25 protein-coding genes and 1 tRNA gene are annotated in these 26,065 nt (G+C 63.2%); 4 read left to right on the top strand and 22 right to left on the bottom strand.

Annotated features, from left to right (window positions below):
• Positions 1-256 precede the first annotated feature (256 nt).
• Positions 257-1,150 (top strand): dihydrodipicolinate synthase family protein, encoded by an 894-nt coding sequence (locus A7A09_RS02460; protein ID WP_106689882.1) that lies wholly within the window; start codon positions 257-259, stop codon positions 1,148-1,150.
• Positions 1,151-1,284: 134 nt separating this feature from the next.
• On the opposite strand, the gene A7A09_RS02455 is transcribed toward A7A09_RS02460, so the two are convergent.
• A tRNA-Arg gene (locus tag A7A09_RS02455) sits at positions 1,285-1,361 on the bottom strand.
• A 100-nt stretch (positions 1,362-1,461) separates the two neighbouring features.
• Here A7A09_RS02455 and A7A09_RS02450 point away from each other — a divergent pair.
• Positions 1,462-2,487, top strand: a complete 1,026-nt coding sequence (locus A7A09_RS02450; protein ID WP_106689881.1) for a LacI family DNA-binding transcriptional regulator — start codon at positions 1,462-1,464, stop codon at positions 2,485-2,487.
• Between the two features lie 135 nt (positions 2,488-2,622).
• On the opposite strand, the gene A7A09_RS02445 is transcribed toward A7A09_RS02450, so the two are convergent.
• The 7 genes from A7A09_RS02445 to A7A09_RS02425 form a co-directional block, all read right to left on the bottom strand.
• Positions 2,623-4,371, bottom strand: coding sequence for a DEAD/DEAH box helicase family protein (locus tag A7A09_RS02445; RefSeq protein WP_106689880.1), 1,749 nt, complete (start codon positions 4,369-4,371; stop codon positions 2,623-2,625).
• Positions 4,372-4,494: 123 nt separating this feature from the next.
• On the bottom strand, positions 4,495-5,013 hold the full coding sequence (locus A7A09_RS21755; protein ID WP_281277357.1) for a CoA transferase: 519 nt from the start codon (positions 5,011-5,013) through the stop codon (positions 4,495-4,497).
• Positions 5,010-5,768, bottom strand: coding sequence for a formyl-CoA transferase (locus A7A09_RS21750; RefSeq protein WP_281277336.1), 759 nt, complete (start codon positions 5,766-5,768; stop codon positions 5,010-5,012). The genes A7A09_RS21755 and A7A09_RS21750 overlap by 4 nt, the downstream gene beginning before the upstream one ends.
• The gene (gene oxc, locus A7A09_RS02435) at positions 5,765-7,519 is read right to left on the bottom strand and encodes an oxalyl-CoA decarboxylase (RefSeq protein ID WP_106689879.1); all 1,755 of its coding nucleotides are present in this window, start codon (positions 7,517-7,519) and stop codon (positions 5,765-5,767) included. The genes A7A09_RS21750 and oxc overlap by 4 nt, the downstream gene beginning before the upstream one ends.
• Before the next feature lie 254 nt (positions 7,520-7,773).
• On the bottom strand, positions 7,774-7,914 hold the full coding sequence (locus tag A7A09_RS20720; protein ID WP_170166996.1) for a hypothetical protein: 141 nt from the start codon (positions 7,912-7,914) through the stop codon (positions 7,774-7,776).
• A 748-nt stretch (positions 7,915-8,662) separates the two neighbouring features.
• Positions 8,663-8,974, bottom strand: a complete 312-nt coding sequence (locus tag A7A09_RS02430) for an ETC complex I subunit (RefSeq protein WP_106689878.1) — start codon at positions 8,972-8,974, stop codon at positions 8,663-8,665.
• 85 nt (positions 8,975-9,059) lie between these two features.
• On the bottom strand, positions 9,060-9,371 hold the full coding sequence (locus tag A7A09_RS02425; protein ID WP_106690049.1) for a hypothetical protein: 312 nt from the start codon (positions 9,369-9,371) through the stop codon (positions 9,060-9,062).
• Between the two features lie 130 nt (positions 9,372-9,501).
• On the opposite strand from A7A09_RS02425, the gene A7A09_RS02420 reads away from it, so the two are divergent.
• Positions 9,502-9,765: an I78 family peptidase inhibitor gene (locus A7A09_RS02420; protein ID WP_106689877.1), complete on the top strand. Its 264-nt coding sequence runs from the start codon at positions 9,502-9,504 to the stop codon at positions 9,763-9,765.
• A gap of 3 nt (positions 9,766-9,768) precedes the next feature.
• On the opposite strand, the gene uvrB is transcribed toward A7A09_RS02420, so the two are convergent.
• From uvrB to coaBC, 11 genes are all read right to left on the bottom strand, one after another.
• Entirely contained in the window at positions 9,769-11,952 is a 2,184-nt protein-coding gene (gene uvrB, locus A7A09_RS02415; RefSeq protein WP_106689876.1) for an excinuclease ABC subunit UvrB, read from the bottom strand.
• Positions 11,953-12,135: 183 nt separating this feature from the next.
• Entirely contained in the window at positions 12,136-13,350 is a 1,215-nt protein-coding gene (locus tag A7A09_RS02410; protein WP_106690048.1) for an NAD(P)/FAD-dependent oxidoreductase, read from the bottom strand.
• A gap of 101 nt (positions 13,351-13,451) precedes the next feature.
• The gene (locus A7A09_RS02405) at positions 13,452-14,663 is read right to left on the bottom strand and encodes a cysteine desulfurase (protein ID WP_106689875.1); all 1,212 of its coding nucleotides are present in this window, start codon (positions 14,661-14,663) and stop codon (positions 13,452-13,454) included.
• Entirely contained in the window at positions 14,660-15,259 is a 600-nt protein-coding gene (locus A7A09_RS02400) for a YIP1 family protein (protein WP_106689874.1), read from the bottom strand. The genes A7A09_RS02405 and A7A09_RS02400 overlap by 4 nt, the downstream gene beginning before the upstream one ends.
• On the bottom strand, positions 15,256-15,729 hold the full coding sequence (locus A7A09_RS02395; protein WP_106689873.1) for a hypothetical protein: 474 nt from the start codon (positions 15,727-15,729) through the stop codon (positions 15,256-15,258). Before A7A09_RS02395 ends, A7A09_RS02400 begins: the two co-directional genes overlap by 4 nt.
• 26 nt (positions 15,730-15,755) lie before the next feature.
• Complete coding sequence (locus tag A7A09_RS02390; RefSeq protein ID WP_106689872.1) at positions 15,756-17,096, bottom strand: SufB/SufD family protein; 1,341 nt, start codon at positions 17,094-17,096, stop codon at positions 15,756-15,758.
• Positions 17,096-17,851 carry a Fe-S cluster assembly ATPase SufC gene (sufC, locus tag A7A09_RS02385; RefSeq protein ID WP_106689871.1) on the bottom strand — a complete coding sequence of 252 codons (756 nt, stop codon included), beginning with the start codon at positions 17,849-17,851 and terminating at the stop codon, positions 17,096-17,098. The genes A7A09_RS02390 and sufC overlap by 1 nt, the downstream gene beginning before the upstream one ends.
• Positions 17,852-17,860: 9 nt before the next feature.
• A complete protein-coding gene (locus A7A09_RS02380) occupies positions 17,861-18,172 on the bottom strand; it encodes a heavy metal-binding domain-containing protein (protein WP_106689870.1) in 312 nt (103 codons plus the stop codon).
• Positions 18,169-19,689, bottom strand: a complete 1,521-nt coding sequence (gene sufB / locus A7A09_RS02375) for a Fe-S cluster assembly protein SufB (RefSeq protein WP_106689869.1) — start codon at positions 19,687-19,689, stop codon at positions 18,169-18,171. The genes A7A09_RS02380 and sufB overlap by 4 nt, the downstream gene beginning before the upstream one ends.
• Before the next feature lie 29 nt (positions 19,690-19,718).
• Positions 19,719-20,762, bottom strand: a complete 1,044-nt coding sequence (locus A7A09_RS02370) for a cysteine desulfurase family protein (protein WP_106689868.1) — start codon at positions 20,760-20,762, stop codon at positions 19,719-19,721.
• On the bottom strand, positions 20,762-21,988 hold the full coding sequence (coaBC, locus tag A7A09_RS02365; RefSeq protein WP_106689867.1) for a bifunctional phosphopantothenoylcysteine decarboxylase/phosphopantothenate--cysteine ligase CoaBC: 1,227 nt from the start codon (positions 21,986-21,988) through the stop codon (positions 20,762-20,764). The genes A7A09_RS02370 and coaBC overlap by 1 nt, the downstream gene beginning before the upstream one ends.
• A gap of 121 nt (positions 21,989-22,109) precedes the next feature.
• Between coaBC and A7A09_RS02360 the strand changes: the two genes are divergently transcribed.
• Positions 22,110-23,624, top strand: coding sequence for a YifB family Mg chelatase-like AAA ATPase (locus A7A09_RS02360; RefSeq protein WP_106690047.1), 1,515 nt, complete (start codon positions 22,110-22,112; stop codon positions 23,622-23,624).
• Between the two features lie 62 nt (positions 23,625-23,686).
• Here the strand turns inward: A7A09_RS02360 and gshB are convergent, their stop codons facing one another.
• From gshB to rsmI, 3 genes are all read right to left on the bottom strand, one after another.
• Entirely contained in the window at positions 23,687-24,643 is a 957-nt protein-coding gene (gene gshB, locus A7A09_RS02355; RefSeq protein WP_106689866.1) for a glutathione synthase, read from the bottom strand.
• 66 nt (positions 24,644-24,709) lie between these two features.
• Entirely contained in the window at positions 24,710-25,090 is a 381-nt protein-coding gene (locus A7A09_RS02350; RefSeq protein ID WP_245999110.1) for a YraN family protein, read from the bottom strand.
• 100 nt (positions 25,091-25,190) lie between these two features.
• The gene (rsmI, locus tag A7A09_RS02345; RefSeq protein WP_245999109.1) at positions 25,191-26,048 is read right to left on the bottom strand and encodes a 16S rRNA (cytidine(1402)-2'-O)-methyltransferase; all 858 of its coding nucleotides are present in this window, start codon (positions 26,046-26,048) and stop codon (positions 25,191-25,193) included.
• Positions 26,049-26,065 lie beyond the last annotated feature (17 nt).

Below are 26,065 nucleotides of genomic sequence, written 5' to 3'. Positions count from 1 at the left end.
GCAAGATAGTCCCGAAACCAAAATCCATGATCCAATTCCCATTCAACAACGTTCAGAGCGGCAAAATCCCGAAACCGCGCCGCATGCCCGTATAGTTGTGGCTGTAATGAGTGAAACAGGCAACCATCTCTTGGGAAACCTGACCAGTGAAGCGGGATGACGGCAAAGCGGGCCACGAAGCCGCAGGCAAGAAGCCCTTCCGCAAGCATCTTTTTCAACGCATGATCCATCCGGAAACCAAAGCCAGGATTCTCGCATGACGTTGTTTACCGGTCTCTCCGCCTTTCCACTGACGCCTGTGGACATGCAGGGCTGCTTGATGCCTGACATGCTGGTGCGTCACCTTGATCGCCTCCGGGCAGCCGGGGTGGATTCCATCGGCCTTCTGGGAAGCACGGGAAGTTACGCCTATCTGTCGCATGAAGAACGGAAACGCACGGTGCGGGTCGCAGCGGATTTCCTGCGTGGCAGGACGCCCCTGATCGTGGGCGTGGGATCGCTTCGCACGGATCAGGCGGCGGAACTCGCGAAAGATGCTGCGGCGGCTGGTGCGGACGGCTTGCTGCTTGCGCCGATGTCATATCAGCCGCTTACCGAGGAAGAGGTCTATCTGCATTTCAGGACAGTTGCAGAATCAGGTGGGCTGCCGCTCTGCATATACAACAACCCCGGCACGACGAAATTTACCTTCAGTCACAACCTGATCGCCCGGCTGTCCCAGCTACCCAATGTGGCGGCCATAAAGATGCCGCTTCCTGCCGATGGTGACTTTGCAGGCGAACTTGCCGCCTTGCGCTCAACCACATCTGAGGGCTTCTCGATCGGCTATAGCGGGGATTGGGGGGCACGCGAGGCTTTGCTATCAGGTGCGGATTGCTGGTTCAGCGTGATCGCCGGGCTGCTTCCAGGGCCAGCCCTTGCGCTCACCCGTGCGGCATGTGCCGGGGACGGTGATCGCGCTGCGCATATTGACCAGGGCTTCGCGAAACTCTGGGGGCTCTTCAGAAAGCATGGCAGCTTCCGTGTCATGTTCGTCATTGCGAACCTGCTCGATCAAGATACTCTCATGCCCTTGCCCCCTGTCATGCCGCTTTCGGGACGGGCAATCAACGAGGTGCAGGAAGCACTCGACCAGCTTTGTGATGCATGACGAACCTCTTCGCCATCATCCAGCCACGCTCCGCGAATCTTCGCCCGGACCCACCTCGGTTCCGGGAAATCCCCTCAGCCACAGCCCATCACACCGGATCCGGCAGAACACACGCAGTAACTTCCTGTAATTGCTGGTGACCCCGGCAGGATTCGAACCTGCAACCTGCCCCTTAGGAGGGGGCTGCTCTATCCAGTTGAGCCACGGGGCCACTCAGGGCTGTTTTGGCCGGATTGAGAGGAATTGGCAAGCTTGTGGCTGAGATTGATGTCCGCTAACATCGGATTGTTATCCCATTTCATCGGCCGCACATGAATAATCCCCGTCCCCGCCGCCCGCTTACCCTGCGAGATGTCTCCGAGGCGTCCGGCGTGTCCGAGATGACGGTCAGCCGGGTCCTGCGCAATCGTGGCGATGTATCCGCGGCGACGCGGGAGAAGGTTCTGACCGCCGCCAAGACCCTGGGATATGTGCCCAACAAGATCGCGGGCGGGTTAGCGAGCCAGCGGGTCAACCTGATCGCCGTGGTGATCCCGTCGCTGTCCAACCTTGTCTTTCCGGATGTGCTGGGCGGAATCTCGGCCGAGTTGGACGATACCGGGCTACAGCCGGTGATCGGGGTCACCAATTATTCCCCCGCGCGCGAGGAAATGGTGCTTTACGATATGCTCTCATGGCGGCCATCGGGCGTCATCCTTGCGGGGGTGGAGCATAGCAAGGCGGCGCGGGCGATGCTGGCGAATGCGGGCATCCCCGTGGTCGAGATCATGGATACCGATGGCGAAGGCATTGATACGCTTGTCGGAATCTCGCATATCCGGGCCGGTCGCGAAATGGCGGAACGTATCCTGAAAGCGGGATACCGTCGGATCGGTTTCGTCGGCACCCATATGCCCGAGGATCATCGCGCCCGCAAAAGGATGGACGGGTTCGAGCAGGGGCTGGCCGCTGCGGGGATACAGCTTGAAGGTCGCGAATATTACCAGGGCGGCTCGTCCCTGCTGAAGGGGCGCGAATTGACGGAGCGCATCCTGACCCGCGCCCCGGATCTCGATTTCCTTTATTTTTCCAATGACATGATCGGGGCGGGCGGGCTGCTTCACTGCCTGGACAAGGGCTATGACATTCCGAACAGGCTTGGGCTTGCGGGATTCAACGGGGTCGATCTGCTGGACGGGTTACCGGTGCGGCTGACCACCACCGATGCCCGGCGGGTGGAGATCGGGCGGCGGGCCGCAAGGCTGGTTGCAGGCAAGGAGATGCCACCGGAAAGCCGGGTGATCCAGATGACGCCGACCTTCATGCCCGGCGACACGATCCGCGAAACCGGCGCCTGACGACCCGCGAAGATCGTGCCGGGTTGATGAGGGGATTGTCCCGGGATCTCAAACGCATCGGTGGTGATCCACCGTCACGATGACATCCTGCCTCCCCGCCGGTATGCGTTCTGCGGCGACAGCTATGCGGCCGCCTTACCAGGCCCCGAGAGTAAAGTGCCTCTCCCGTTCCAGGTCGAGCGCCGTCCCGTCCCTGTCCTCGTCCCGGAGAATAAGACCTGCCCCGCAGATATTCCCCTGCCTGGAAAAACCTTCCAGGCCGGTGCGGCTAAGAAAACCCTCGGTTGTGAACCGGCATTCCCCGCCGGAGAACCGGGCAAGCAGCGCCCCGTCTTCCTTGCCGATAAAGCTGACCTTCGGAATCCGTTCGATAAAGGTCGCCAGGATGTCGCCGCTATCGGCGGTGCCCAGATAGACCTCTTCCGGACAGGTGGCATCGACATTGATCTGCTTGTACGCGTTCATCCGGCGCATGCAGTCCGGATCCAGGATGGTGATCTCGCCATTCCATCCGAAGGCCACCGTGCGGGGGCGCGTCCCATAGGCCACGTCATTGTCGAGGAATTCGAAATGCACTTTCGGATGCTCCTTGCTCACCCAGGTGAGAAAGAGTTCCGGCATGCCCGTATAGGCCTCGACATTATGAAAGAGCAGATCGTCCACCGCCTTGTAGCGGCCTGTTTCCTGCCCCCTTGTCCATGCGCGTTCGACGGTCTCGGTCGGTGGCGTGATGATGAAGAATATGAAGACGGTGTGGCCAAAGCGGCTGAGCAGCCGCCCATCCGTCTGTTGGTTGGTCGACAGCCTGAAGCTGTCAAAGCGGAAACGGTCGATCAGCAGATGCGGCATTTTCGCATCGGCGGCCTTTTCCTCCATATAGGCGTCCAGCTTCTTGTCGATGATTTCCAGCTCATGCCCGGTCAACATGGCGGCATATTTGAAATTCTCTCCCAGGCTGTCGTAATCCAGCAGGAACTTGCGCCAGTAATCGGGACTGACAAGGGCGAAATCCGTCCAGTCCACGCCCAGTCTTTCGGCCAGTTCCAGTTGCAGCGGGCGGATCGTGCTCTTGCCGGCGGCCGAGGCGCCCTTGACATTCATGACGAAGGGGCGCGACTGACAGGGCAAGAGGCGGTAGCCTTCGCTCTCCACCGCCCGCTGGAATATCGGCTCGATCAGCGAACTGACCAGGCGGCTGCCGAACGAGTTGCAGACCAGGTTCGACGCGTGAGAGACGACAAGATCCTTGTCGGCCATGAGGCGGCCGCGTTGCCCGACGATTCCGCCGACGACCATCAGTAATGCCTGGATGCAGGCATGCTCGAACGGGTCCTCGATCGCGTCGAGCCCATCCCGCCATTCCGAAAGAGCAACGAGTTCCGGAAAGAACGGTTCCTTCGAGCTTTGCGGCTGTTTCTGTCCGAAAAGCCTTTCCCAGATGCCGGTCTTTCCGGCGGTATCCTCCGGCGCGCGCCGCTGGAATATATCGGCATCGAGACGCTCTGCGAGAGTCTGCTTCACCCTGGCGCGGAGCCGGGAGAACTCGGCTTCCAGTTCCGGCAATGCAGGGCGGACCCAGCCTTCGAGAATGCGGCTGGCCATGTTGCGAAGATTGATCCCGAGATCCTCGTAATTCGGACCGTCCGGCACGAAGAGCTCCGTCGTCACGCGGATCAGGACGTCATGCATCGCCAGCCGTTCGAGTTTGAAGGCAACCATCTCCTCGGGTCTCAGGCCGCAGAACTCGGCGGCCTGTTTCGCCTCCCTGTATCTGGTTTCAGAGTTTTCCGGGCGATAGAGCGTAATCTCGGGCAGAAGTTCCACGGGCAGTTCTGAACTCAGGCCGGGGTTCCAGGCATCGAAGCGAATCTCAGGTTTCGACATCCTCCGCCACCTTTCGTTGCGGCTGTTGCCGGGTGATCCTTGCCGGGAAACTTGCGCCCCCTTCGGCAAGAGGGCGGGCCACGAGATGATGCGGCCCGCCCGAATAGAACGGCAGCGGTACCCCTATTCCGCCGCCAACTTGGCGGGATCGCCAAGCGCACCGCTGTTCTGCAATTCCCGGACCGTCTGGTCGTCCAGGGCCAGGACGTCGCGCAGGATGGTATCCGTATGCTCTCCCAGCAGGGGGGAGCGGGTGACCTCGGTGGGGCTGTCCGACAGCTTGATCGGGTTGCCGACCGACAGGTAGGAGCCCCGCACCGGGTGATCGACCTCGACAATCGTGCCGGTCGCCCGCAAAGACTGGTCAGCAGCCAGTTCCTTCATCGACAGGATCGGCCCGCAAGGGATGTCGCGCGCGTTCAGGATCTCCATCACCTCGAACTTGTCGCGGGTCTGGGTCCAGTCCTCGATGCGGCCAAACACCTGGTTGAGACGTGGCAGGCGGGCATCGGGCGTCGCGTAATCGGGATCGGTCTTCCATTCGGGGGCGCCGATCACGTCACAGATCGCCTGCCATACCGGGGCCTGGGTGATGAAGTAGATATAGGCGTTCGGATCATTCTCCCAGCCCTTGCATTTCAGGATGCGACCGGGCTGCCCGCCACCGGAATCATTGCCGCGCGCGGGACGGAATCGCCGAATTCGATCCCTTCGCCGAACTGGCTGTATTCCTTCAACGGGCCATGCTCCAGGCGTTGCTGATCGCGCAGCTTGACGCGGCAGAGGTTCAGAACGCCGTCCTGCATCGCCGCCGAGACCTTCTGGCCCTTTCCGGTGCGCGTGCGCTGGTACAATGCCGTCACGATGCCGAGGCAAAGATGCAGCCCGGTTCCGGAATCACCGATCTGCGCGCCTGTCACCAGCGGCAGACCGTCGCGGAACCCGGTGGTCGAGGCCGCGCCGCCCGTGCATTGCGCGACATTCTCGTAGACCTTGCAATCCTGATACGGCCCCGGACCGAAGCCCTTGATCGAGGCCACGATCATGGCGGGATTGATTTCCTGTATCCGCTCCCAGGTAAAGCCCATGCGATCCAATGCGCCCGGCGCGAAATTCTCGACCATCACGTCGCATTTCCGGATCAGCTCTTCGAGGACCTTCTTGCCGCTCTCGTTCTTGGTATTCAGCGTGATCGAGCGCTTGTTGTGGTTGAGCATGGTGAAATACAGGCTGTCGGCATCGGGAATGTCGCGCAACTGACCGCGCGTGATGTCCCCGATGCCGGGGCGCTCCACCTTGATCACATCGGCGCCGAACCATGCCAGCAACTGCGTGCATGTCGGGCCCGACTGGACATGGGTGAAATCGAGAATACGGACTCCTTCGAGGGCTTTCATTTCTTGCCTCCTGCCTTCTTGCCAACCGTGCTTTGCGGATTGAGATTGCCGATGCGGCCACTTTCGGTGCCTGCCGCCGGGTCGATGACCGCGTTGACGAGCGTGGGCTTGCCGGAGGTCATGGCCTCGGATACCGCGCTGTAAAGCTCGTCTGGGGTCGTCACGTTCACCCCGGTGCCGCCGAAGGCCTCCATCATGCGGTCATAGCGTGCGTTCTGGACGAAGACCGTCGTGGCGACATCCGAACTGCCCGAGGGATTGGTGTCGGTTCCGCGATAGATGCCGTTATTGTTGAAGATCACCACGCAGACCGGCAGGTTGTAGCGGCAGATGGTTTCCACCTCCATGCCGCAGAACCCGAAGGCGGAGTCGCCCTCGACCGCCAGCACCGGCTTGCCGGTCTCGACCGCCGCCGCGATGGCCGAGCCCATGCCGATCCCCATCACCCCCCAGGTGCCGACATCAAGCCGTTTGCGCGGCTGATACATGTCGATGATGCCGCGGGCGAGATCCAGCGTATTCGCCCCCTCGTTCACCAGCATGGCATCGGGCCGTTCCTTGATCACCCTGCGCAAGGCACCAAGCGCGCCATGGAAATCCATCGGGGTCGAGTTCTTCTTCAACCGCCCGGCCATCTTGCCGATATTCTCTTCCTTCTTGGCGTTGATGGTATTCGTCCAGTCATCGGGCGGCTTTTTCCAGTTGTCGCCCAGCCCGCCGAGCATCGCGGACATGCAGGAGCCGATATCGCCCACGACCGGCGCGACGATCTCGATATTCGAATCCATCTCCTTGGGTTCGATGTCGATCTGGATGAATTTCTTCGATCCCGGCTCGCCCCAGCTCTTGCCCTTGCCATGCGACAGCAGCCAGTTGAGCCGTGCGCCGACCAGCATCACCACATCCGCGTTCTTCAGCACAGTGGAGCGCGCGGCACCGGCTGATTGCGGATGCGTGTCGGGCAACAGGCCCTTGGCCATGCTCATCTGCAGGAAGGGCAGGCCGCTCTTCTCGACGAAACTGCGAATATCCTCGTCGGCCTGAGCATAGGCCGCGCCCTTGCCGAAGATCACCAGCGGGCGCTCGGCCTTCTTGAGAACATCCAGCGCGCGCTCGATCGCCGAGGGCGCGGGAATTTGCGCCGGGGCCGGATCGATGACCTTGACCAGCGATTTCCGTCCCGCTTCCATTTCCATGACCTGCGGGAACAGCTTTGCCGGCAGATCGAGATAGACCCCGCCGGGGCGCCCCGAGACGGCGGCGCGGATCGCCCGCGCGATCCCGATCCCGATATCCTCGGCATGCAGGATCCGGAACGCGGCCTTGCAAAGCGGCTTGGCGATGGCAAGCTGGTCCATCTCTTCGTAATCGCCCTGCTGCAGATCGACGATTTCGCGCTCGGAAGAGCCGGAGATCAGGATCATCGGAAAGCAGTTCGTGGTGGCGTTGGCCAGGGCCGTCAACCCGTTGAGGAAACCGGGCGCAGAGACTGTCAGGCAGATCCCGGGCTTCTTCGTCAGGAAGCCTGCGGCCGAGGCCGCATAACCGGCATGCTGTTCATGCCGGAACGAGATGACGCGCATGCCTTCCGTCTGCGCCATCCGTCCGAAATCCGTGATCGGGATGCCCGGCACGCCATAGATCGTGGTAAGACCGTTGAGCTTGAGTGCATCGATAACGAGATGAAAACCATCCGTCAATTCCGGCTCCACCTCGGCCCTGGACGGTTCTAGCTTTGTGACGACAGTCATGTGGTGTTGCTCCTCCTGTTCAACGCGTCATGTCCTCTGCCCCTTCGCCGCCGAATTGCTCCGGTTCCGCAGTGTCAGGCGGTTGCCGTGGCCGGAATCCGATTCGGCAATGGCCGTGGGGCCTCCCTCGGCAAATTGTGGCATAATCAATACCAACAATCAACCGCAACTTGCCTCGGGCCGACTGACGGGCATTGCCAGGGCATTTCTGGAAAACCTGGCGTCAAGGCGTGACCTCCCCCCTTTCCTTGTTTTCAGGCCATATGAACGAGTTCGGCGATGCCGAGGGGTGAGAGACGGTTCATGAGCGGTGCAGGACCGATCTCGATTCCGGCAGCCTGGCGGTCAGGATCCTTGACGGTGATACGCTCGCAGACGGTCTCAAGGTATCGCACCCACGTTTCGTTCCGACTGCTCAGATGGTATCAATTGCAGCGCTTCCGGGGTGCCTTGCCACGCTGTCTCGTGGCTCGCGGAATGTGGTTTCGGGCTGTCGCTGCCGGACGGTCTTCCCTCAGGCTCGTCCGCCCTCGCGGATCATCATGATAACGATCCCTGGCGATCGGTGTTGGTGGCATCGGGGAACATGGCGGACGCCCCGCTTCGTCCTCGCGGGACACATGCCGGGTCGTCTTTCTATCCAGCCGGATCAGCAGGGAGCCACGCCTCCAAGACAGAGCACCATCTCCGGATCGGCTCGTGCCCTAGCAGCAATCGGGCGAGGATTTCAGCATACAGCAGCTTCAAGCCCATGGATTTACGTTACAAACCCTTTCAATCTCGCGCTCGGAAACCACGCCGATTGACTGGGCACTCCACAAAGAGCCCACATCCCGGGGTGATTCCTAGAGCATTTTTGCGCTCAATCCGATCCACCCGAATACTCTTGTTCTTCATAAAAAGATCCACGGAGGTCGTCGGGTGATGCGCCACTGGTTCGAGAACCACCCGGCGGCGAGGCCGTCAGCCTCGGCGTCGCAGGACACAACCCGCTACTGAACCCGATATACTGCAAACTGCGCAAAATCGTATCAAACGATTCCAGAGGACAGCCCTGCGCTGCGAGGGCCCGGATCCGACCATAGGAAAGGAGTGTTACGGTTGCCTTCAGCTAGCAGCCACTTCACCCCGATTCACACAGGCCTAATGCGTCCAGGGCGCCCGGCGGTCGGTGGCGAAATTCTCGCCATAGCCACGGGGGCGCACATTCACGCCGCGCTTGTGCGGCTCCTGCACGATATAATCCAGCCCGCGCTCCTTGGCGTAATCCTCGGCCTGCTTGCGAGTCTCGAAGCGCAGGCGCACCTGGCTTTGCGTGTCGTCGCTGCTTGTCCAGCCCATCAGCGGATCGATCTCGCGCGGGTCAGCCGGCGGAAATTCCAGCACCCATCCCTTCATGCGCGCGGTGCCGGATTGCATGGCGTTGCGGGCGGGCTGATAGATGCGGATTCGCATGACGGGCTTCCTTCGGTTCGAACCGTGCAAGTTATCGCCAAAACGGGACATCGGATCAAGCCCTGTTCACCCCGCAAGAGCGACCTTATTCCATCGTGGATAACGGGGTGAAAGGTGCCGACAGTTCGGCCTTGCCGATCGCCTTGTCCATCACGCAGATCATCCGGTCATGCGCGTCGCCGGGATAAGCCACCGTTACCATCGCAAGCCCATAGCTTTCCGACCCGAACGGGTTGACCTCGATCGTCACCTCGCCACCTTCCGGGGCCTCGGCCAACTCCGCGCAGCTATCGCGGACCTGTTCGCGAAACTCCTCCCAGGCCTCGTCGGAAGAGGCAAAGGCCGCGCCCGCAATCATCCCGCCTGCCAGCAATATGGCCGCAATCCTGATTATCATGCCCGCCCCACCCCGCATATGTCTCGATAATTCCCGGATACGGAACCTGTATCCCGCCCCTGCCGGAAACGCATCAGGGAACGCATGACCGGTTTCGCGGGTTCTGTCACAAACAGAAGAGGAGAGAGTGATGTTTCCCCGCATGCTCCCGCTGCTCGTCGCGGCATCCGTGCTTGCCGCATGCGAGTCGGACGAAACCGTGTCGAAACCCGTCTGCGATCCACAGGCGCATCAGGCGCTGGTCGGCAAGAATATCGGCGAGGTGACATTGCCGCGCGAATTGCCGCAGCGGGTCATCAGCCCCGGCGACATGGTAACGCAGGACTTCAACCCGGTACGGCTGAATATCTTCGTCGATGCCAAGGGCTGGATCGGGCGGATCAGTTGCGGCTAGGGCTCAGCGCCGTTTGCGCCGCTTGTTCCCGCCACGCTGCCCGGCCCTGCCCGCCGTGGACCGGCCCGACGCGTTGACCGCCGCCTCCGCCGCCGCCTCGACGGCGGATTGCCGGGCCAGCGGGTCGTCGGCCACGGCCAGATCGACCGCCTCAAGCCGCTTGATCTCGTCGCGCAGCCGGGCAGCTTCCTCGAATTCCAGGTTCTCGGCCGCCTTGCGCATATCGCCCCGCAAGGCGTCCAGATGGGCGGCAAGATTGGCCCCGACCATCGGCTTGTCAATCTGGGAGGTGATCCGCGACTGGTCGGTGTCGCCCTGCCACAGCCCGGCCAGCACATCCTCGACATTCTTGCGGACGGTCTGCGGCGTGATGCCGTGCTCCTCGTTATAGGCCATCTGCTTGGCACGGCGCCGCTCGGTCTCCGATATCGCACGTTCCATGCTGCCGGTAATGCGGTCGGCATACATGATCACCCGGCCCTCGACATTCCGGGCCGCCCGGCCCGTGGTCTGGATCAGCGAAGTCTCCGAACGCAGGAAACCTTCCTTGTCGGCATCCAGGATGGCGACAAGACCGCATTCGGGAATATCCAGCCCCTCGCGCAGCAAGTTGATCCCGATCAGCACGTCGAAAGCCCCAAGACGTAGGTCGCGCAGGATCTCGATCCGCTCGATCGTGTCGATATCGCTATGCATGTAGCGGACCTTGATTCCCTGCTCGTGCAGATATTCGGTCAGGTCCTCGGCCATGCGCTTGGTCAGGGTCGTGCAGAGCGTGCGAAAACCCTTGGCGGTGACCTTGCGTACCTCGTCCAGCAGGTCGTCCACCTGCATCTCGACCGGCCGGATCTCGATCTGCGGATCCAGAAGCCCGGTCGGACGGATGATCTGCTCGGTAAAGACACCGCCGGTCTGGTCCATCTCCCATCTTTGCGGCGTGGCGCTGACGAAAACCGATTGCGGCCGCATCGCATCCCATTCCTCGAATTTCAGCGGCCGGTTATCCATGCAGGAGGGCAACCGGAAACCATGCTCGGCCAGCACCGATTTGCGCCGGAAGTCGCCACGATACATGCCGCCGATCTGCGGCACGCTGACATGGGATTCATCTGCGAAGACGATGGCATTATCGGGGATGAACTCGAACAGCGTGGGAGGAGGCTCGCCCGGCGCGCGCCCGGTCAGGTAGCGGGAATAATTCTCGATGCCGTTGCAAACACCGGTCGCCTCCAGCATCTCCAGGTCGAAATTCGTCCGCTGCTCCAGCCGCTGCGCTTCCAGAAGCTTGCCCTCGTCCTGGAACTGTTTCAGGCGCTGCTGCAACTCGGCCCGGATGCCCTTGATCGCCTGCTGCATGGTCGGGCGCGGGGTGACGTAATGGCTGTTCGCATAGATGCGGATCTGGCGGAAATTGTCGGTCTTTGAACCGGTCAGCGGATCGAACTCGGTAATCGCCTCCAACTCGTTGCCGAAAAAATCAAAGCGCCACGCCCGATCCTCAAGGTGGGCGGGCCAGACCTCGACCAGATCGCCGCGCACCCGGAAGCCGCCGCGCTGGAACGACCCGTCGAGGCGACGATATTGCTGCGCCACCAACTGCCCAAGGAACTCGCGCTGGTCATAGCTGTCGCCCACCACCATGTCCTGCGTCATTGCCGAATAGGTCTCGACCGAGCCGATGCCGTAGATGCAGGACACCGAGGCCACGATGATCACGTCATCGCGTTCCAGCAGCGCACGGGTGGCCGAGTGGCGCATCCGGTCGATGGCCTCGTTGATCTGGCTTTCCTTCTCGATATAGGTATCGGACCGCGCCACATAGGCCTCGGGCTGGTAGTAATCGTAATAGCTGACGAAATACTCGACGGCGTTTTCGGGAAAGAAACCCTTGAACTCGCCGTAAAGCTGCGCCGCCAGCGTCTTGTTGGGTGCAAGGATGATCGCCGGGCGCTGCGTCTCTTCGATCACCTTGGCCATGGTATAGGTCTTGCCCGTCCCCGTCGCCCCCAGCAGCACCTGGTCGCGCTCGCCATCCCGCACGCCCTGCGCCAGTTCAGCGATCGCCGTCGGCTGGTCGCCTGCGGGCCGGAACTCGCTATGCATGACGAAACGCTTGCCGCCTTCCAGCTTGGGGCGGGTCACTTCGGGAAAGCGCGTCGTGGGAGCGTTGGTGTTGTTATGGGCCATGAGCCTGATCCTGTCCGGGACGCCTCACAAGGTGAGCGCTCCGCATCGAAAGTCAACCGCCCCTGCTGACAAAACAGGTCAACAGGAACGGCGCGGCCCTTTCTTCTTCATGCAAATATCCTGGGTCGCCGGCGGATCGCGCCATTGGTTCGAGAGACCTGCCGGCGACGGGCAAAGCCCCGGTCAGCGCTTCAGCCTGTCCGGCTGCAACTCTGCCCAGCCTTCCCCGCCATCCAGTTCATCGGCCAATATCTCAGCCGTCACCGGGCCAAGGGTAAAGCCCTGATGCCCATGCCCGAAATGCGCCCAGAGATTAGGCTGCTCCGGCACCCGGCCCACGACCGGCAGCATGTCGGGCATGCAGGGTCGCCGCCCGGTCCAGGGCTCGGCCTCGACCGGCTCGCCGAGATCGAACAATTCCCGAGCCCCCTCCTCGGCATGTTTCAGTTGCGGCGGCGCAAGGCGCGGATGGCGGGTCAGTTCGGCGGCGGTGGCGATCCGCAGGCCACGGCGCATGGGCGAAGTCACCATCGAATTGGCGAAATCCGCGATCGGATGATGCGGCGGCGTCTCCATGTGAAAATGCCGGTGATAGCCGCGCTTGTAGACCATCGGCACCTTCAGCCCGTAACGCGCCAGCATCATCGGAGACCAAGGCCCAAGGGCGATCACGGCATGCTCCGCCTCGGCCTCATCGGCGATCCAGCCTGCGCCCTTGCGATGCAGATCGCCAGCATCGCCATTGATGATCCGCCCGCCGCGCTTTTGGAACAGCGCCGCGTAAGCCGCCACGAGCCCACCGGGATCAGAGCAGTTCCAACTGTCAGACCAATGTGTTGCCCCGGCAATCTCGATCTTGATCGACGGTTCGAGTGCGCGCAATTCCTTGCCGTCCAGAAGTGTCGCCGCGACCCCGAACTCGGTCAGGAAGCGTGCGGCCGAAGCCCGCGCCTTGTCCATCTGCGCCGGGGTCCGGTGCAACTCGATATAGCCATTGCGGCGGATGATATTGTCGGCCCCCGCCGCCTCGACCAGCGGGCCATGCCGTTCGGTCGATCGCCGGATTAGCTTGCCCCAGACCTTCGAGGCCCGCTTATGCGCGGCGGGCAGGGAATTCCGCGCATAGGCCAGCACCGCCCATGCCTGGTCGAGCAGGCCGGGAATGTTCCATTTCACGTCATAGCCGCGCCCCAACGCGATCTGCAGAAGCGCGCCGGGGGCCAAAGGCATGGCATAGGGTTCGACCGCCTCGGTCTGGATCAGCCCGGCATTGCCATAGCTGGTCTCGCGCCCCGGAGCGTTGCGGTCGACAATGGTGACGTCATGCCCGCGGGCCTGCAATGCCAACGCCGAACTGACGCCGACCATGCCCGCGCCCAGAACCAGAATCTCGGCCATGCCTGCCTCCTTGAACAACTTGTTTCACGGATGCAGATTTCCACCGCGAGCGGCAAGAAATATCGGCCAATCTTCGGCATCTGCCCAAAAATTTGCAAGATTCAGGCGAAAAGCTCGCGACAAAAGCTCAAAGCTTCGACAAGCGCATCCACTTCCTCGACGGAATTATACATCCCGAAAGAGGCGCGGGCGCTGGCGGTGATTCCATAATGCTCCATCAGCGGCATGGCGCAATGGGTGCCCGCGCGCACCGCGATGCCGCGCTTGTCGAGAATGGTCGAGAGGTCATGCGCATGCGCGCCTTCCATGGTCATGGAGAAGATCGCCCCCTTGTCCGGCGCGTCGCCCTGCACGCTCAGCCAGTTCAATTCACGCAGCCGGGCGCGGGCATGGTCGCGCAGCACGCGCTCATGCGCGGCGATATTCTCCATCCCGATATCCATCATGTATTCCAGCGCCGCGCCCAGCCCGATCTGGTTGACGATGCCGGGGGTCCCCGCCTCGAAGCGCAGGGGCGGATCGGCATAACTCACCTCGTCGCGGGCAACGGTGCGGATCATGTCGCCGCCGCCCATGAAGGGGCGCATCTCGGCCTGCCGGTCGGCCCGGATCCAGATCGCGCCCGAGCCCGAGGGACCGTAAAGCTTGTGCCCGGTGATGCAGTAGAAATCGACGCCAAGCGCCGACAGATCGACGGGCATATGTACCGCCGCCTGCGATCCATCGGCCAGCACCGGCACATCGGTCCCCTGCGCGATCGCGCCGACATCGACGATGGTGCCGGTCACGTTCGACATATGGGTGACGGCGATCAGCCTGGTCCTCGGGCCCACGGCCTCCAGCACCTTGGCGGGCGGCAGGCTGCCATCGGGTTCCGGTTCGACCCATTTCAACACCACGCCCTGGCGCTCGCGCAGGAAATGCCAGGGCACGATATTGGCGTGATGCTCCAGCACCGACAGCACGATCTCGTCGCCCGGCTGCAGGCGCGGAGCGGCCCAGCCATAGCTGACCAGGTTGATGCCCTCGGTCCCGCCCGAGGTAAAGATCACCTCGTCCTCGCGCGGGGCGTTCAGAAAGCGGGCGATGGTAGCGCGCACGCGCTCGTAATTATCGGTGGCGAGATTGGACAGGAAATGCAGCCCGCGATGGACATTGGCATATTCGTCCTCATAGGCGCGGGTGATCGCCTCGATCACCTGCCGGGGTTTCTGGGCGCTGGCGCCATTGTCCAGATAGACCAGCGGCTTGCCATTCACCTGCCGCGACAGGATCGGGAAATCGGCGCGGATTTTCGCGAGATCAAAGCTCATTGCGGCACCTCGGGGAAAAGGCCGAAACTGGCGGCCAACAGGGAGAGGATGAAGCCCACGGCGAAAGCGGTGCCGATCACGCCCAGGAAAACCTTGGGGCCGCTGGTGAACCCATGCAGCGCCTTGGCAAATTGCACGGTCAGCCAGAAGAACAGGGCAATGGCGAGGATGCCCAGGATGCCCGCTACTCCCGGCAGAATGAGCGTGGCAGCGATCTGCACCGCCTGCACCAGGAGCAGCACGACCTCGATCCAGACAGTCAGCAGCAGGGCATCCTCGAATGTGCCATGGCCGCCGAACATCCGGCCCACCCCGGCCAGCAACCCGGCAGCGAGCAGCACCGCCACCAGTTGCATCCCGGCCAGCACCATGGGTTGCGAGGTCAGGGTCAGGATCGGACTGCCGTCACCCGCGCCCTCCGGCAAGGGAAACAATTGCGAGGATAGCCAGGCCAGCAAGGCCGATACCGTCACCGCCAGCATCAACCCCATCCAGCGGGCCGAGACCGGCCAGCCGGCGCCGATCAGCGCCGTGGCGGCGGCTTCGGGATTGCGGAAGGTCAGGCCGACCAGCGCCTTGAAATCATCGAAACTCATGCTCGCCTCGCCAGCGCCGCGATCCCGGCGCCCCAGATAACCAGAAAACCGATCCCCGACAGCGCCTGTGCCAGGCTCAACGCAGAGCCCGGCCCGATCAACCCGGCGACCAGCCCCGCCAGCAGCACCGCCGGAGCTGCCGCCAGAAGTGCCCAGAACAGCGCCAGCCGCGAATCCTCATGCGTCAGCCGCCACGGCGTCAGCCGCGAAAGCAGCGACAGCAGACCGGCGACAGCATAGGCGATCAGCGGCATCAGGAACATGACCGCCAGAAGCGAGCCACCCATCCGCGCCTCGAAAGGCACCGACGGATCCAGTGCTGCCGCCCGCGCATGCATCGGGGTCTGCGCGATCAGGAAGATCAGCATCGCCGCCATCAGCACCACCAGTTTGACCCGCTCGGGCATCGCGGCAAGCCCGCGCACCACCCGGCGCGGAGCCCACCAGCTTTGCAGGATGCGCGGCAGCATGCCGCCCCCTGCACCAGAGCGGTGCGTCACTGGTTGCCGTGCCGGGTCAGCCACGCTTCCAGCCGATCGTTGATTTGCCCCCGCAGCACCTCGTCCTCGATCTCTTCCAGCGCGTCGGCAAGGAAGGACAGCACCAGGAAAACGACGGCGCGATCCTTGGGCACCCCGCGCGAACGCAGGTAGAACAGCGCGGTTTCGTCAAGGGCGCCGGTGGTCGAACCATGCGAGCATTGCACGTCGTCGGCATAGATCTCCAGTTCCGGCTTGGCCAGGAACTGGCTGCGTTCGTCCAGCAGCAATGCCTGGCTGATCTGGTAGCCATCGGTCTTCTGCGCGCCTGGCTTGACGAGGATCTTGCCCTGGAACACGCCCTCGGCGCCGTTCTTCAGCACCTTCTTGAAGACCTGCCGGCTTTCGCAGCGCTCCGCCCCGTGGGTCACGAAAACCGTGTCGTCATGGTGGAACGCACCGACATTGCCATCGCCCAGCACCGCCGCCGCGATATGGGCCACGGCATCGTCGCCGACGATATCGATGAAGGCCTCGTGCCGCATCAGCGTGCCGTTGACCGACAAGGCAAAGCTTTTCAGCTGCGCCTCGGCCGCGACCCGCGCAAACAGATGCGCATTGCCCAGCTTCTGATGGCCCGCACGCTTCGCAGCGATGTAATGCAGCCTGGCACCCTTGGCCAGATCAGCCTCGATCACGCCATTCGAGCGCGCCCCGGCCATGCCGGTCTCCAGCAGGGTCAGTTCCGCTCCCTCCTCAACGCGGATGACGTGGTGCCATGTCACATCGGCATCCTCGCGCGCGCGGCGGTGGATAATATGGACCGGGCGCGACGGCTTTCCGGTCACACGGATCAGGACACCGTCCTGCGCCGCCGCGGTGTTCAATGCGGCGAAGGGACGCTTGACCGGATTTTGCCCGGAAGCCTCAAGCACGCCGTAAAGCCCCTTGGCCCAATGATCCGCACCGGTATCGGCCTGCGCCAGCGTGTCGATCTCGATCCCTTCCAGCGACAGGTCATCCGACTCCGCCGCATCGAAGGCACCATCCACGAAAACCAGCGTCAGGCGCGGCAGATCCAGAAACAGCGGCGAATCCGGTTCCCGCGCTTCGATCGGGATGGGCTGCGGAACGGGCGCGTTGAAGGGCCGAGGATCGGTATAGCGCCAATATTCGTCGCGCGGGCCCGGCAGCCCCATCTCGCGCAGGCGCGCCAGCGCATCGGCGCGGGCGCTCGCGGTGAAGCCGCCCCCGGGAAGGGACAACGCATCCAGCCGCGCCTGAAGCGCATCGACCGCCTTGGGCGCACCGCTGACCTGCGGCGTCACGTCTTTGGTCTGAACTGCGGCTTCGGACATCAGCCGGCCTCCGCCAACAGGTCGCCATAGCCCTCGTCCTCGACCTGCAAGGCCAGGTCCGGGCCGCCGGTCTTCACGATCCGGCCATTCGACATGATATGCACGACATCCGGCTGAATATGGTTCAGCAGGCGCTGGTAATGGGTGATGACCAGGAAACTGCGGTCGGGCGAGCGCAGCGCGTTCACCCCATCGGCCACCAGCCGCATCGCGTCCACGTCAAGGCCCGAGTCGGTCTCGTCCATGATGCACATGCGCGGCTCCAGCATGGCCATCTGCAGGATCTCGTTGCGCTTCTTTTCGCCGCCAGAGAAGCCCACATTGACCGGGCGCTTGAGCATATCCGCGTCGATCTGCAACTCTGCTGCCTTCGCCCGGATCACCTTGAGAAATTCGCCCGAGGAGATTTCCTCCTGCCCGCGTGCCTTGCGCTGCGCGTTCACGGCGGTGCGCAGGAAGGTCATGTTGCCGACGCCGGGGATCTCGACCGGGTATTGGAAGGCAAGGAACAGGCCGGCGGCAGCCCGTTCCTCGGGCTCCATCTCCAGCAGGTCCTCGCCATCCATGGTCGCCCCACCCTCGGTCACCTCGTAGCCGTCGCGGCCCGAGAGCACATAGGAGAGCGTCGATTTGCCAGAGCCGTTCGGCCCCATGATCGCATGGACCTGACCGGCGGGCACCTCCAGCGAGAGACCCTTGAGGATTTGCTTGTCCTCTTCCTCGAGTTTCACATGGAGATTGTTGATCTTCAGCATTTTCTTACCTCAGTCGATGGTGACGGCGGTGCCGGAGGCCGACACCATCAGCATGTTGTTGATGACCTCGTAATCGAGATCGACCCCGACCACGGCATTGGCGCCCAGGGTTGTTGCGTAATCCTGCATCTCGGCAAGCGCCGTCAGTCGCGCCTCGGCCAGCGCGGTCTCGTAGGCGCCCGAGCGGCCACCGACGATATCGCGGATCCCGGCAAAGACATCGCGGAACACATTGGCCCCGATGATCGTCTCGCCGGTCACCACGCCATGATAGGCGGTGATCTTGTGGCCTTCGATATTCTGCGTGGTCGTGACGATCATCCGACGCTGCCCTCCAGCGAAATGGCCACCAGCGACTGCGCCTCCATGGCGAATTCCATCGGCAGCGCCTGCAGGACCTCGCGGCAGAAACCGTTGACCACCAGGGCGACGGCCTCTTCCTCGTCCATCCCGCGAGAGCGGCAATAGAACAACTGGTCGTCATCGACCTTGCTGGTCGTTGCCTCATGCTCCACGCGGCTGCTGGTGTTCTTGACTTCGATATAAGGCACCGTATGCGCGCCGCATTTATCGCCGATTAACAGGCTGTCGCATTGCGTATAGTTGCGGCTGTTCGTGGCGCGCGGATGCATGCTGACCAGACCCCGATAGGTATTCTGCGCCTGCCCCGCCGAAATCCCCTTGGAGACGATCCGCGAACGGGTATTCTTGCCCAGATGCACCATCTTGGTGCCGGTATCGGCCTGCTGGTAGTTGTTGGCGATGGCGATGGAATAGAACTCGCCCTGGCTCTCGTCGCCGCGCAGGATGCAGGACGGGTATTTCCAGGTGATCGCGGAGCCGGTCTCAACCTGCGTCCACATCACCTTGGCCCGTGCCTCGCGGCAATCGGCGCGCTTGGTGACGAAGTTGTAGACACCGCCGCGGCCTTCCTCGTCGCCGGGATACCAGTTCTGAACGGTGGAATATTTCACCTCGGCATCTTCCAGCACGACGATCTCGACCACCGCCGCGTGCAGCTGATGGGTGTCGCGCTTGGGCGCGGTGCAGCCTTCCAGGTAGCTGACATAAGAGCCCTTGTCGGCGATGATCAGCGTCCGCTCGAACTGGCCGGTATTCTCGGCATTGATGCGGAAATAGGTGCTCAGCTCCATCGGGCAGCGCACGCCGGGCGGCACATAGACGAAAGAGCCGTCGGAAAAGACCGCAGAATTCAGCGTGGCAAAGTAATTGTCCGATTGCGGCACGACCGAGCCGAGATATTTCTTCACCAGTTCGGGATGCTCGCGAATCGCCTCGGAGATCGAGCAGAAGATCACGCCGGCCCTTGCCAATTCGTCCTTGAAGGTGGTGCCCACGCTGACCGAATCGAAAACCGCGTCGACGGCGACCTTGCGGCCCTCGGCAGGCGCGTCGCCCGCGCCCTCGACACCGGCCAGGATCATCTGTTCCTTCAGCGGGATGCCCAGCTTTTCATAGGTGGCCAACAGCTTGGGATCGACCTCGTCCAGCGATTTGGGCTTTTGCTCCATGCTTTTCGGGCGGGCGTAGTAATACTGGTCCTGGTAGTCGATCTTGGGATAGTGCAGCATCGCCCATTCCGGTTCCTTCATGGTCAGCCAGCGGCGATAGGCTTCCAACCGCCACTCGGTCATCCATTCCGGTTCCTCGTTCTTTTCCGAGATCAGGCGGACGATATCCTCGTTCAGCCCCTTGGGAGCGTAGTCCATCTCGATCTCGGTATCCCAGCCATATTTGTAACTGCCCATGTTCTGGACAGTCTCGACCGTTTCGCGGTCTACCCCTTCGCGAACGTCAAGATCGGTGGTCTCGGTCATCTCTTGTCCTTCCTCGGAGCAAGCGGCAGCTACCCATTCCTGTCGCGCCAGCGTGAATACGCGGATTCCCACGCATCCGCAAATCGGTTCATCTGATCCTCGTCCAAAGCCGGACTTATCGAGATCCGGATCGCGGACTGCGCCTGCGCGTCGTCATAACCCATTGCCTGAAGCGTACCACTGGTCCGGATCTTGCCCGACGAGCAGGCCGAACCTGCCGACACGGCAAAGCCCGCAAGATCCATCTGCATGACCTGCGTTTCACCCTTCCACCCCGATGTAAGAAGGCAAATGGTGTTCGGCAAGCGTTTGCAGGCTTTTCCGACAAAAATGGTTTCCGGCGCCACAGCGGCCAATCGCGCCTCCAGCGCATCGCGGCGGGCGGCAACCTCTTCCCACAGCCCGGCTTCCAGATCGCTCTGCGCGGCCTCGGCGGCGGCGGCGAAACCCGCGATGCCGATCAGGTTCTCGGTTCCCGCGCGGCGGCCCTGTTCCTGTCCGCCGCCGCGAATCCGTGCGAGGATATCGGTGCCCTTCTTCAGGATCAGCGCCCCGATCCCCTTCGGGCCACCCAGTTTATGCGCACTGACGAATCCCGCTGTCACGCCCAGCCAGTTGAAGGCAAAGGGGATTTTTCCGAAACCCTGGGTCAGGTCGCTGACCGCCAGCCCCTCGGGCAGATCCTGGATCACGCCGGTTTCGCTATTGGCAAGCTGCAGGGCGGAACGGCCCGGATCGGCAATGGTCACGGCACCGTCGCGATCGACCGGCAGGGATGTCTCGCACCATGCCTTGACCGCATCATGCTCGACCGGAGCGCAGGCCATGCCGCACCCGGCCAGCACCATCGCCGCCGCCTCGGTCGCGCCAGAGGTGAACACGACATCCGCCCCCTCGGCCCCAAGGGCGGCGGCAATGCGTTCGCGGGCCCGCTCCATCGCCATCTTGGCCGCACGCCCCTCGGCATGAACCGAAGAGGGATTCCCCGCGACATCCATCGCCTCGACCATCGCCGCCCGCGCCTCGGGGCGCAGCGGTGTGGTGGCGTTCCAGTCAAGATAGACGCGGCTCATCAAAGTGCATCCGCGATGGCTTCGGCCAGCCGCCGGGCGACCTCGTCCTTGCCCATGCGCGGCCATGCCTCGACACCATCGGGGCGAATCAGGGTGACCGCGTTCTCCTGCCCGCCCATGATCCCGGTCGCAGGGCTGACATCATTGGCAACGATCCAGTCGCAGCCCTTGCGCTTGCGCTTGGCGGTGGCGTTCTCGACCACGTCATGGGTTTCCGCCGCGAACCCCACGACCAGCGCGGGCCGGCGCCGCTCCAACTGGCTGATCCAGGCCAGGATATCGGGGTTCTCGACCATCTCCAGCGCCGGAGGATTGCCCGAACCGTCCTTCTTGATCTTCCTTTCCACCGCGTTGGTGACGCGCCAATCTGCTACCGCCGCCGCCATGACGGCAACATCGGCGGGCAGCGCGGCCTCGACGGCATCGCGCATCTGCCGGGCCGTCTCGACCCGGATGACATCGACGCCATCGGGCGGCGGAACACTCGCCGGGCCGGTGACGAAACTGACCTTCGCGCCCAGATCACGCAGTGCCGCCGCAATCGCCGCCCCCTGCGCTCCCGAAGAGCGGTTGGCGATATAGCGTACCGGGTCGATCGGCTCATGCGTCGGCCCGGACGTCACCACCACATGCCGCCCCAGGAGTGGTCCCGGCATCGTCCGCGCTTCCGGCTGTAACTTCAGCGGAGCATCCAGCGCCTCGCGGATCGCCGCCATGATCGCCTCGGGCTCGGCCATCCGGCCCGGTCCGAACTCGCCGCAGGCCATGTCACCCTCGTCCGGGCCGACGGTCAGGATACCGTCATCGCGCAAAACGGCCAAGTTGCGCTGCGTGGCCGGGTGGTTCCACATCCGCACATTCATCGCGGGCGCGATCAGCACCCGCTTGTCGGTGGCCAGCAGCAATGTCGAGGCAAGATCGTCGGCCAGCCCCTGTGCCATCTTGGCCATCAGATCGGCCGTCGCGGGCGCGACCACCACCAGATCGGCATTGCGGGAAAGCTGGATATGCCCGATCTCGGCTTCGGTCGAGATCTCGAACAACCCTTCATGCGCCGCCTCTCCGGCCAGCACCGAAAGGGTCATCGCCGTTGTGAACTCGGCCCCCGCCCGCGTCAGCACGGGCGTCACTGCCATGCCCTCGGCCCGGATCAGCCGAATCAACAGCGGCAGCTTGTAGGCCGCGATACCGCCGCCGATGATCAGAAGGATACGCTTGCCGTTCATTTCACCCCCAGGTTCTGTCCGACAGATAGCGATGCAACCCGCAACCCGCAAGAAAACCCGCCGATTAACCTGTTCTTAGCCGGGAGCGTTCATGTTCCCGATAAACGCAGACGGGGTCATGATGGTCGCAATCGCCTATTCGGTCGCCTTCGAAGGGATCGAGGCGCGCCTGGTCGAGGTGCAATGCTCGGTTGCGGCCGGGTTGCCGGGCTTTGCCATCGTGGGCCTGCCCAACAAGGCCGTCAGCGAGGCGCGCGAACGGGTCAGGGCGGCGTTCGGTGCGCTGTCGATTGCCCTGCCCAGCAAGCGGCTGACGGTGAACCTGTCTCCCGCCGACATGCCGAAAGAGGGATCGCATTTCGACCTGCCCATCGCATTGGCGATCCTTGCCGCGCTCGAGATCATCCCGGTCGAGGAACTGGGCCGCTGCGTCTGTCTTGGGGAACTGGCGCTGGACGGAAGGCTGGTGCCGGTCGCCGGCGCCCTGCCCGCCGCCATGACTGCCGCCGAGGACGACCGTGCCCTGATCTGCCCCCGCCCCTGCGGCGCCGAGGCGGCATGGGTCGAGACGGTTCCCGTCTTCGCCCCTGCCACGCTGCGCGACGCGGTCGATCACCTGACCGACCGCCGCCCGATGGCCCGCGCCATCCCCGGCACGATCGGCGACATCCCGGCGGCAGGCTGCCTGTCGGAGGTCAAGGGCCAGGAACGCGCGAAACGTGCCCTCGAGATCGCCGCCGCGGGACGCCATCATATGCTGATGGTCGGACCGCCAGGTGCAGGAAAATCCATGCTGGCGGCGCGATTGCCCGGCCTGATGCCACCACTCAGCCCGATCGAGGCGCTGGAAACCTCGATGATCCACTCCCTGGCCGGATTGCTGAAGGATGGTGGTATCTCGCGGCTCACGCCATTCCGCGAACCCCATCACACCGCCTCGATGGCCGCGATCGTCGGAGGCGGGCGGGGCGCCAAGCCGGGCGAGATCAGCCTCGCCCATAACGGCGTGCTGTTCATGGACGAGTTCCCCGAATTCCCCCGGCAAGTGCTGGAAACCCTGCGCCAACCCATCGAGACGGGCGAAGTCACCGTCGCCCGGGCCAATGCCCATATCCGCTATCCATGCCGCTTCCTGCTGATCGCCGCCGCCAATCCGTGCCGCTGCGGATATCTGGCGGATGCGGCACGGGCTTGCTCACGCGCGCCGAATTGCGGTGCCGATTACATGGGCAAGATTTCCGGGCCGCTCATGGATCGATTCGACCTGCGCCTCGAGATCCCTGCAGTCAGCTTCCACGATCTCGAATTGACCGCCGATGGCGAAAGCTCGGACAAGATCGCCTCCCGGATCGCGGCCGCGCGTGCGGTTCAAGCGCATCGTTTCCGGGACCACCCCCGCCTGCATGTCAATGCCGAAGCCTCTGGTGCGCTTCTGGACGACATCGCCAGCCCCGACAGCGAGGGCCGAGACCTGATCGCCAGGGCCTCCGAACGCCTCGGGCTGACAGCCCGAGGCTATCATCGCATTCTGCGTACAGCCCGCACGATTGCCGATCTCGATGGTGCCGAAAATGTCCGGGCGCCGCATCTGGCCGAAGCCATAAGCTATCGCCTGCCCTTCATCACGGGCGGCTGAACCGCCGATTCTTCTTTGTGGAAATACCTTCAAGGGCCACCGGAACGGCAATGGCCGCGTCGCTAGGACGGCCCCTGCCCCGAGGCCCGTTTCTCGATCGCCTCCCATATCAACGCCGCCGCGTTGATGCCATCGAAACGTTCCAGCTCCTGGATCCCGGTCGGAGAAGTGACATTGATCTCTGTCAACCAGCCGTCGATGACATCGATACCGGTGAAGATCAGCCCCTTCTCGCGCAGCACCGGCCCGATTCGCCGGCAAATCTCGCGCTCCCTCCCGGTCAGGTCGATCTTCTCCGCCCGCCCTCCGACATGCATGTTCGAACGCGCCTCACCCTCTTGCGGAACGCGGTTTATCGCCCCGACGGGCTCTCCATCGACCAGGATGATCCGCTTGTCGCCGCGCGCGACCGCCGGCAGGTACTTCTGCGCGATCATCGGCTCCCGGTTGATCCCGGCAAAGGTCTCGAGCAGGGCGGAAAGGTTGGGATCGCCGGGACGAAGATGGAACACGCCGGCCCCGCCATTGCCGTAAAGCGGCTTGACGATGATCTCTCCGTGACGCTCGCGAAACCGCCGGAAATCGGACAGGTCGCGAGCGATCATGGTCGGTGGGGTCAAATCCGGGAAATCCAGAACCATCAGCTTTTCGGGGCAGTTGCGCACCCAGAACGGATCATTGACGACCAGCGTTCCAGGATGCACCCGATCCAGCAGATGGGTCGAGGTCACATATCCCATGTCGAAAGGCGGATCCTGCCGGAGCCAGACAACGTCGAATTCGGTCAGTTCGACCTCGGCCCAATCACCGAAAGTCACATGATCGCCTTCAATGCGCCGCAACGTGACCGGACGGCCCCGCGCGATAACGCGCCCCTCGTCATAGCGAAGCTGATCGACCGTATACTGGAACAACCGGTGCCCGCGTGCTTCAGCCTCCAACCCGATGCGGAAGGTGCTGTCACCGTTGATGTCAACAGCCTCGATCGGGTCCATCTGCAATGCGACGTAAAGGCTCATCCCGCCCTCCTGAAATTCGTCGCTCGCTTGTCGCCCGAGGAACGGGCGGATGCAAGTGGCCCGGCATTAGCCGCCAAAAGCGTTCTCGATCACCTGGACCCGCCCCAGGCCATCCACCAACGCCGCATCGAAGCGCATCTCGCTCAGCAGCCCCGCGGGACGATCCCCGCAAAACTCGCAGGCAGCCATGCAGATGCGGTCCATCTGCCTGCGCAACAGCCGCTCCGCCGCCTGTGCATGGCTGGGGGCGGATTTCACCTCGACAAAGATCAGGGCGCCGCCGTGCTCACAGACCAGATCGATCTCTCCCGCCTTGCCCCGCCAACGCCGCGCAAGCACCTGATATCCCTGAGCCTCGTATTGAGCTTCCACCCGCTCCTCCGCGAGCAGGCCCGAGATCGCCGCGACCGCGCCCCGCCTTGCCCGCCCGCCGGAGTTCCGCCGCACTCGCGGGGTGGCGCGCCCGACATCGACATGGGTCTGATCTTCGAAAAACCGTGGTTGATAACCCATTGCGAACCATTCTCCTCAAAGGCAAAGCGTCGCCTCAATCCTCATCGCCTGCACCCCGCCCGGCAAGCGCGAGAGCGGTCTGATACACATCCCTTCTGCGAAGCCCCAGATCAAGCGCCACCTCGCGCGCGGCATCCTTGACCGTCATGCTGCGCAATCTTTCCTGCAGGGCAGACCGAAGCTGATCCTCATCGACGACAGCCGGAGCAGGACGATCCAGCACCAGAACCACCTCGCCCTTCAGGCTTTGCATACGCGGATCGGCCACCAGTTCTGCCGCCGTTCCCCGAATCACCTCTTCGAATTTCTTCGTCAGTTCCCGGGCCACGACGATAATTCGATTCGCCTCGATTTCGAACAACTCTTCCACTGTCTGGTTAACCCGCCTCGGGCTTTCGAAAAGGATCACCGTCGCATCGATCAACGCCCATTGCCGCAGCCATGTCGCGCGGGCAGCCTTGGTCGCGGGCGGAAATCCGGCGAACAGGAACCGATCGCTCGGCAGGCCCGACAGGCTCAGAGCCGCGAGTGCAGCGGACGGGCCGGGAACCGCATGCACCCGGCTCCCCTGTGCGGCCGCGTCGCGCGCCAGCCGATAACCGGGATCGGCGACCAGCGGCGTGCCGGCGTCGGATGCATAAGCCACGCTGCGCCCCTCGCGCAGCGCAGCCAGGATCGCCGGGCGCTGCCGGTCGGCGTTATGGTCGTGATAGGCCATGATCCGGCGCCCGCGCAGGGGCACTCCATGGATATCCATCAGGTGGCGCATCACCCTTGTATCCTCGGCCGCCAGCAGCTCCGCCGAGTTCAGAACGTCCAGCGCATGCAGGGTGATGTCCCGCGCCGCACCGATCGGGGTGGCAACCAGGTGGAGGCCGGGCTCCAGCGCCACCGCCTCGACATGCGCCG

Origin of the sequence: Paracoccus methylarcula (assembly GCF_003007735.2) — a bacterium.
GTDB lineage: Bacteria > Pseudomonadota > Alphaproteobacteria > Rhodobacterales > Rhodobacteraceae > Paracoccus > Paracoccus methylarcula.
The sequence above is the reverse complement of the archived record's forward strand: the minus strand, read 5'-3'. Positions and strand labels throughout refer to the sequence as shown.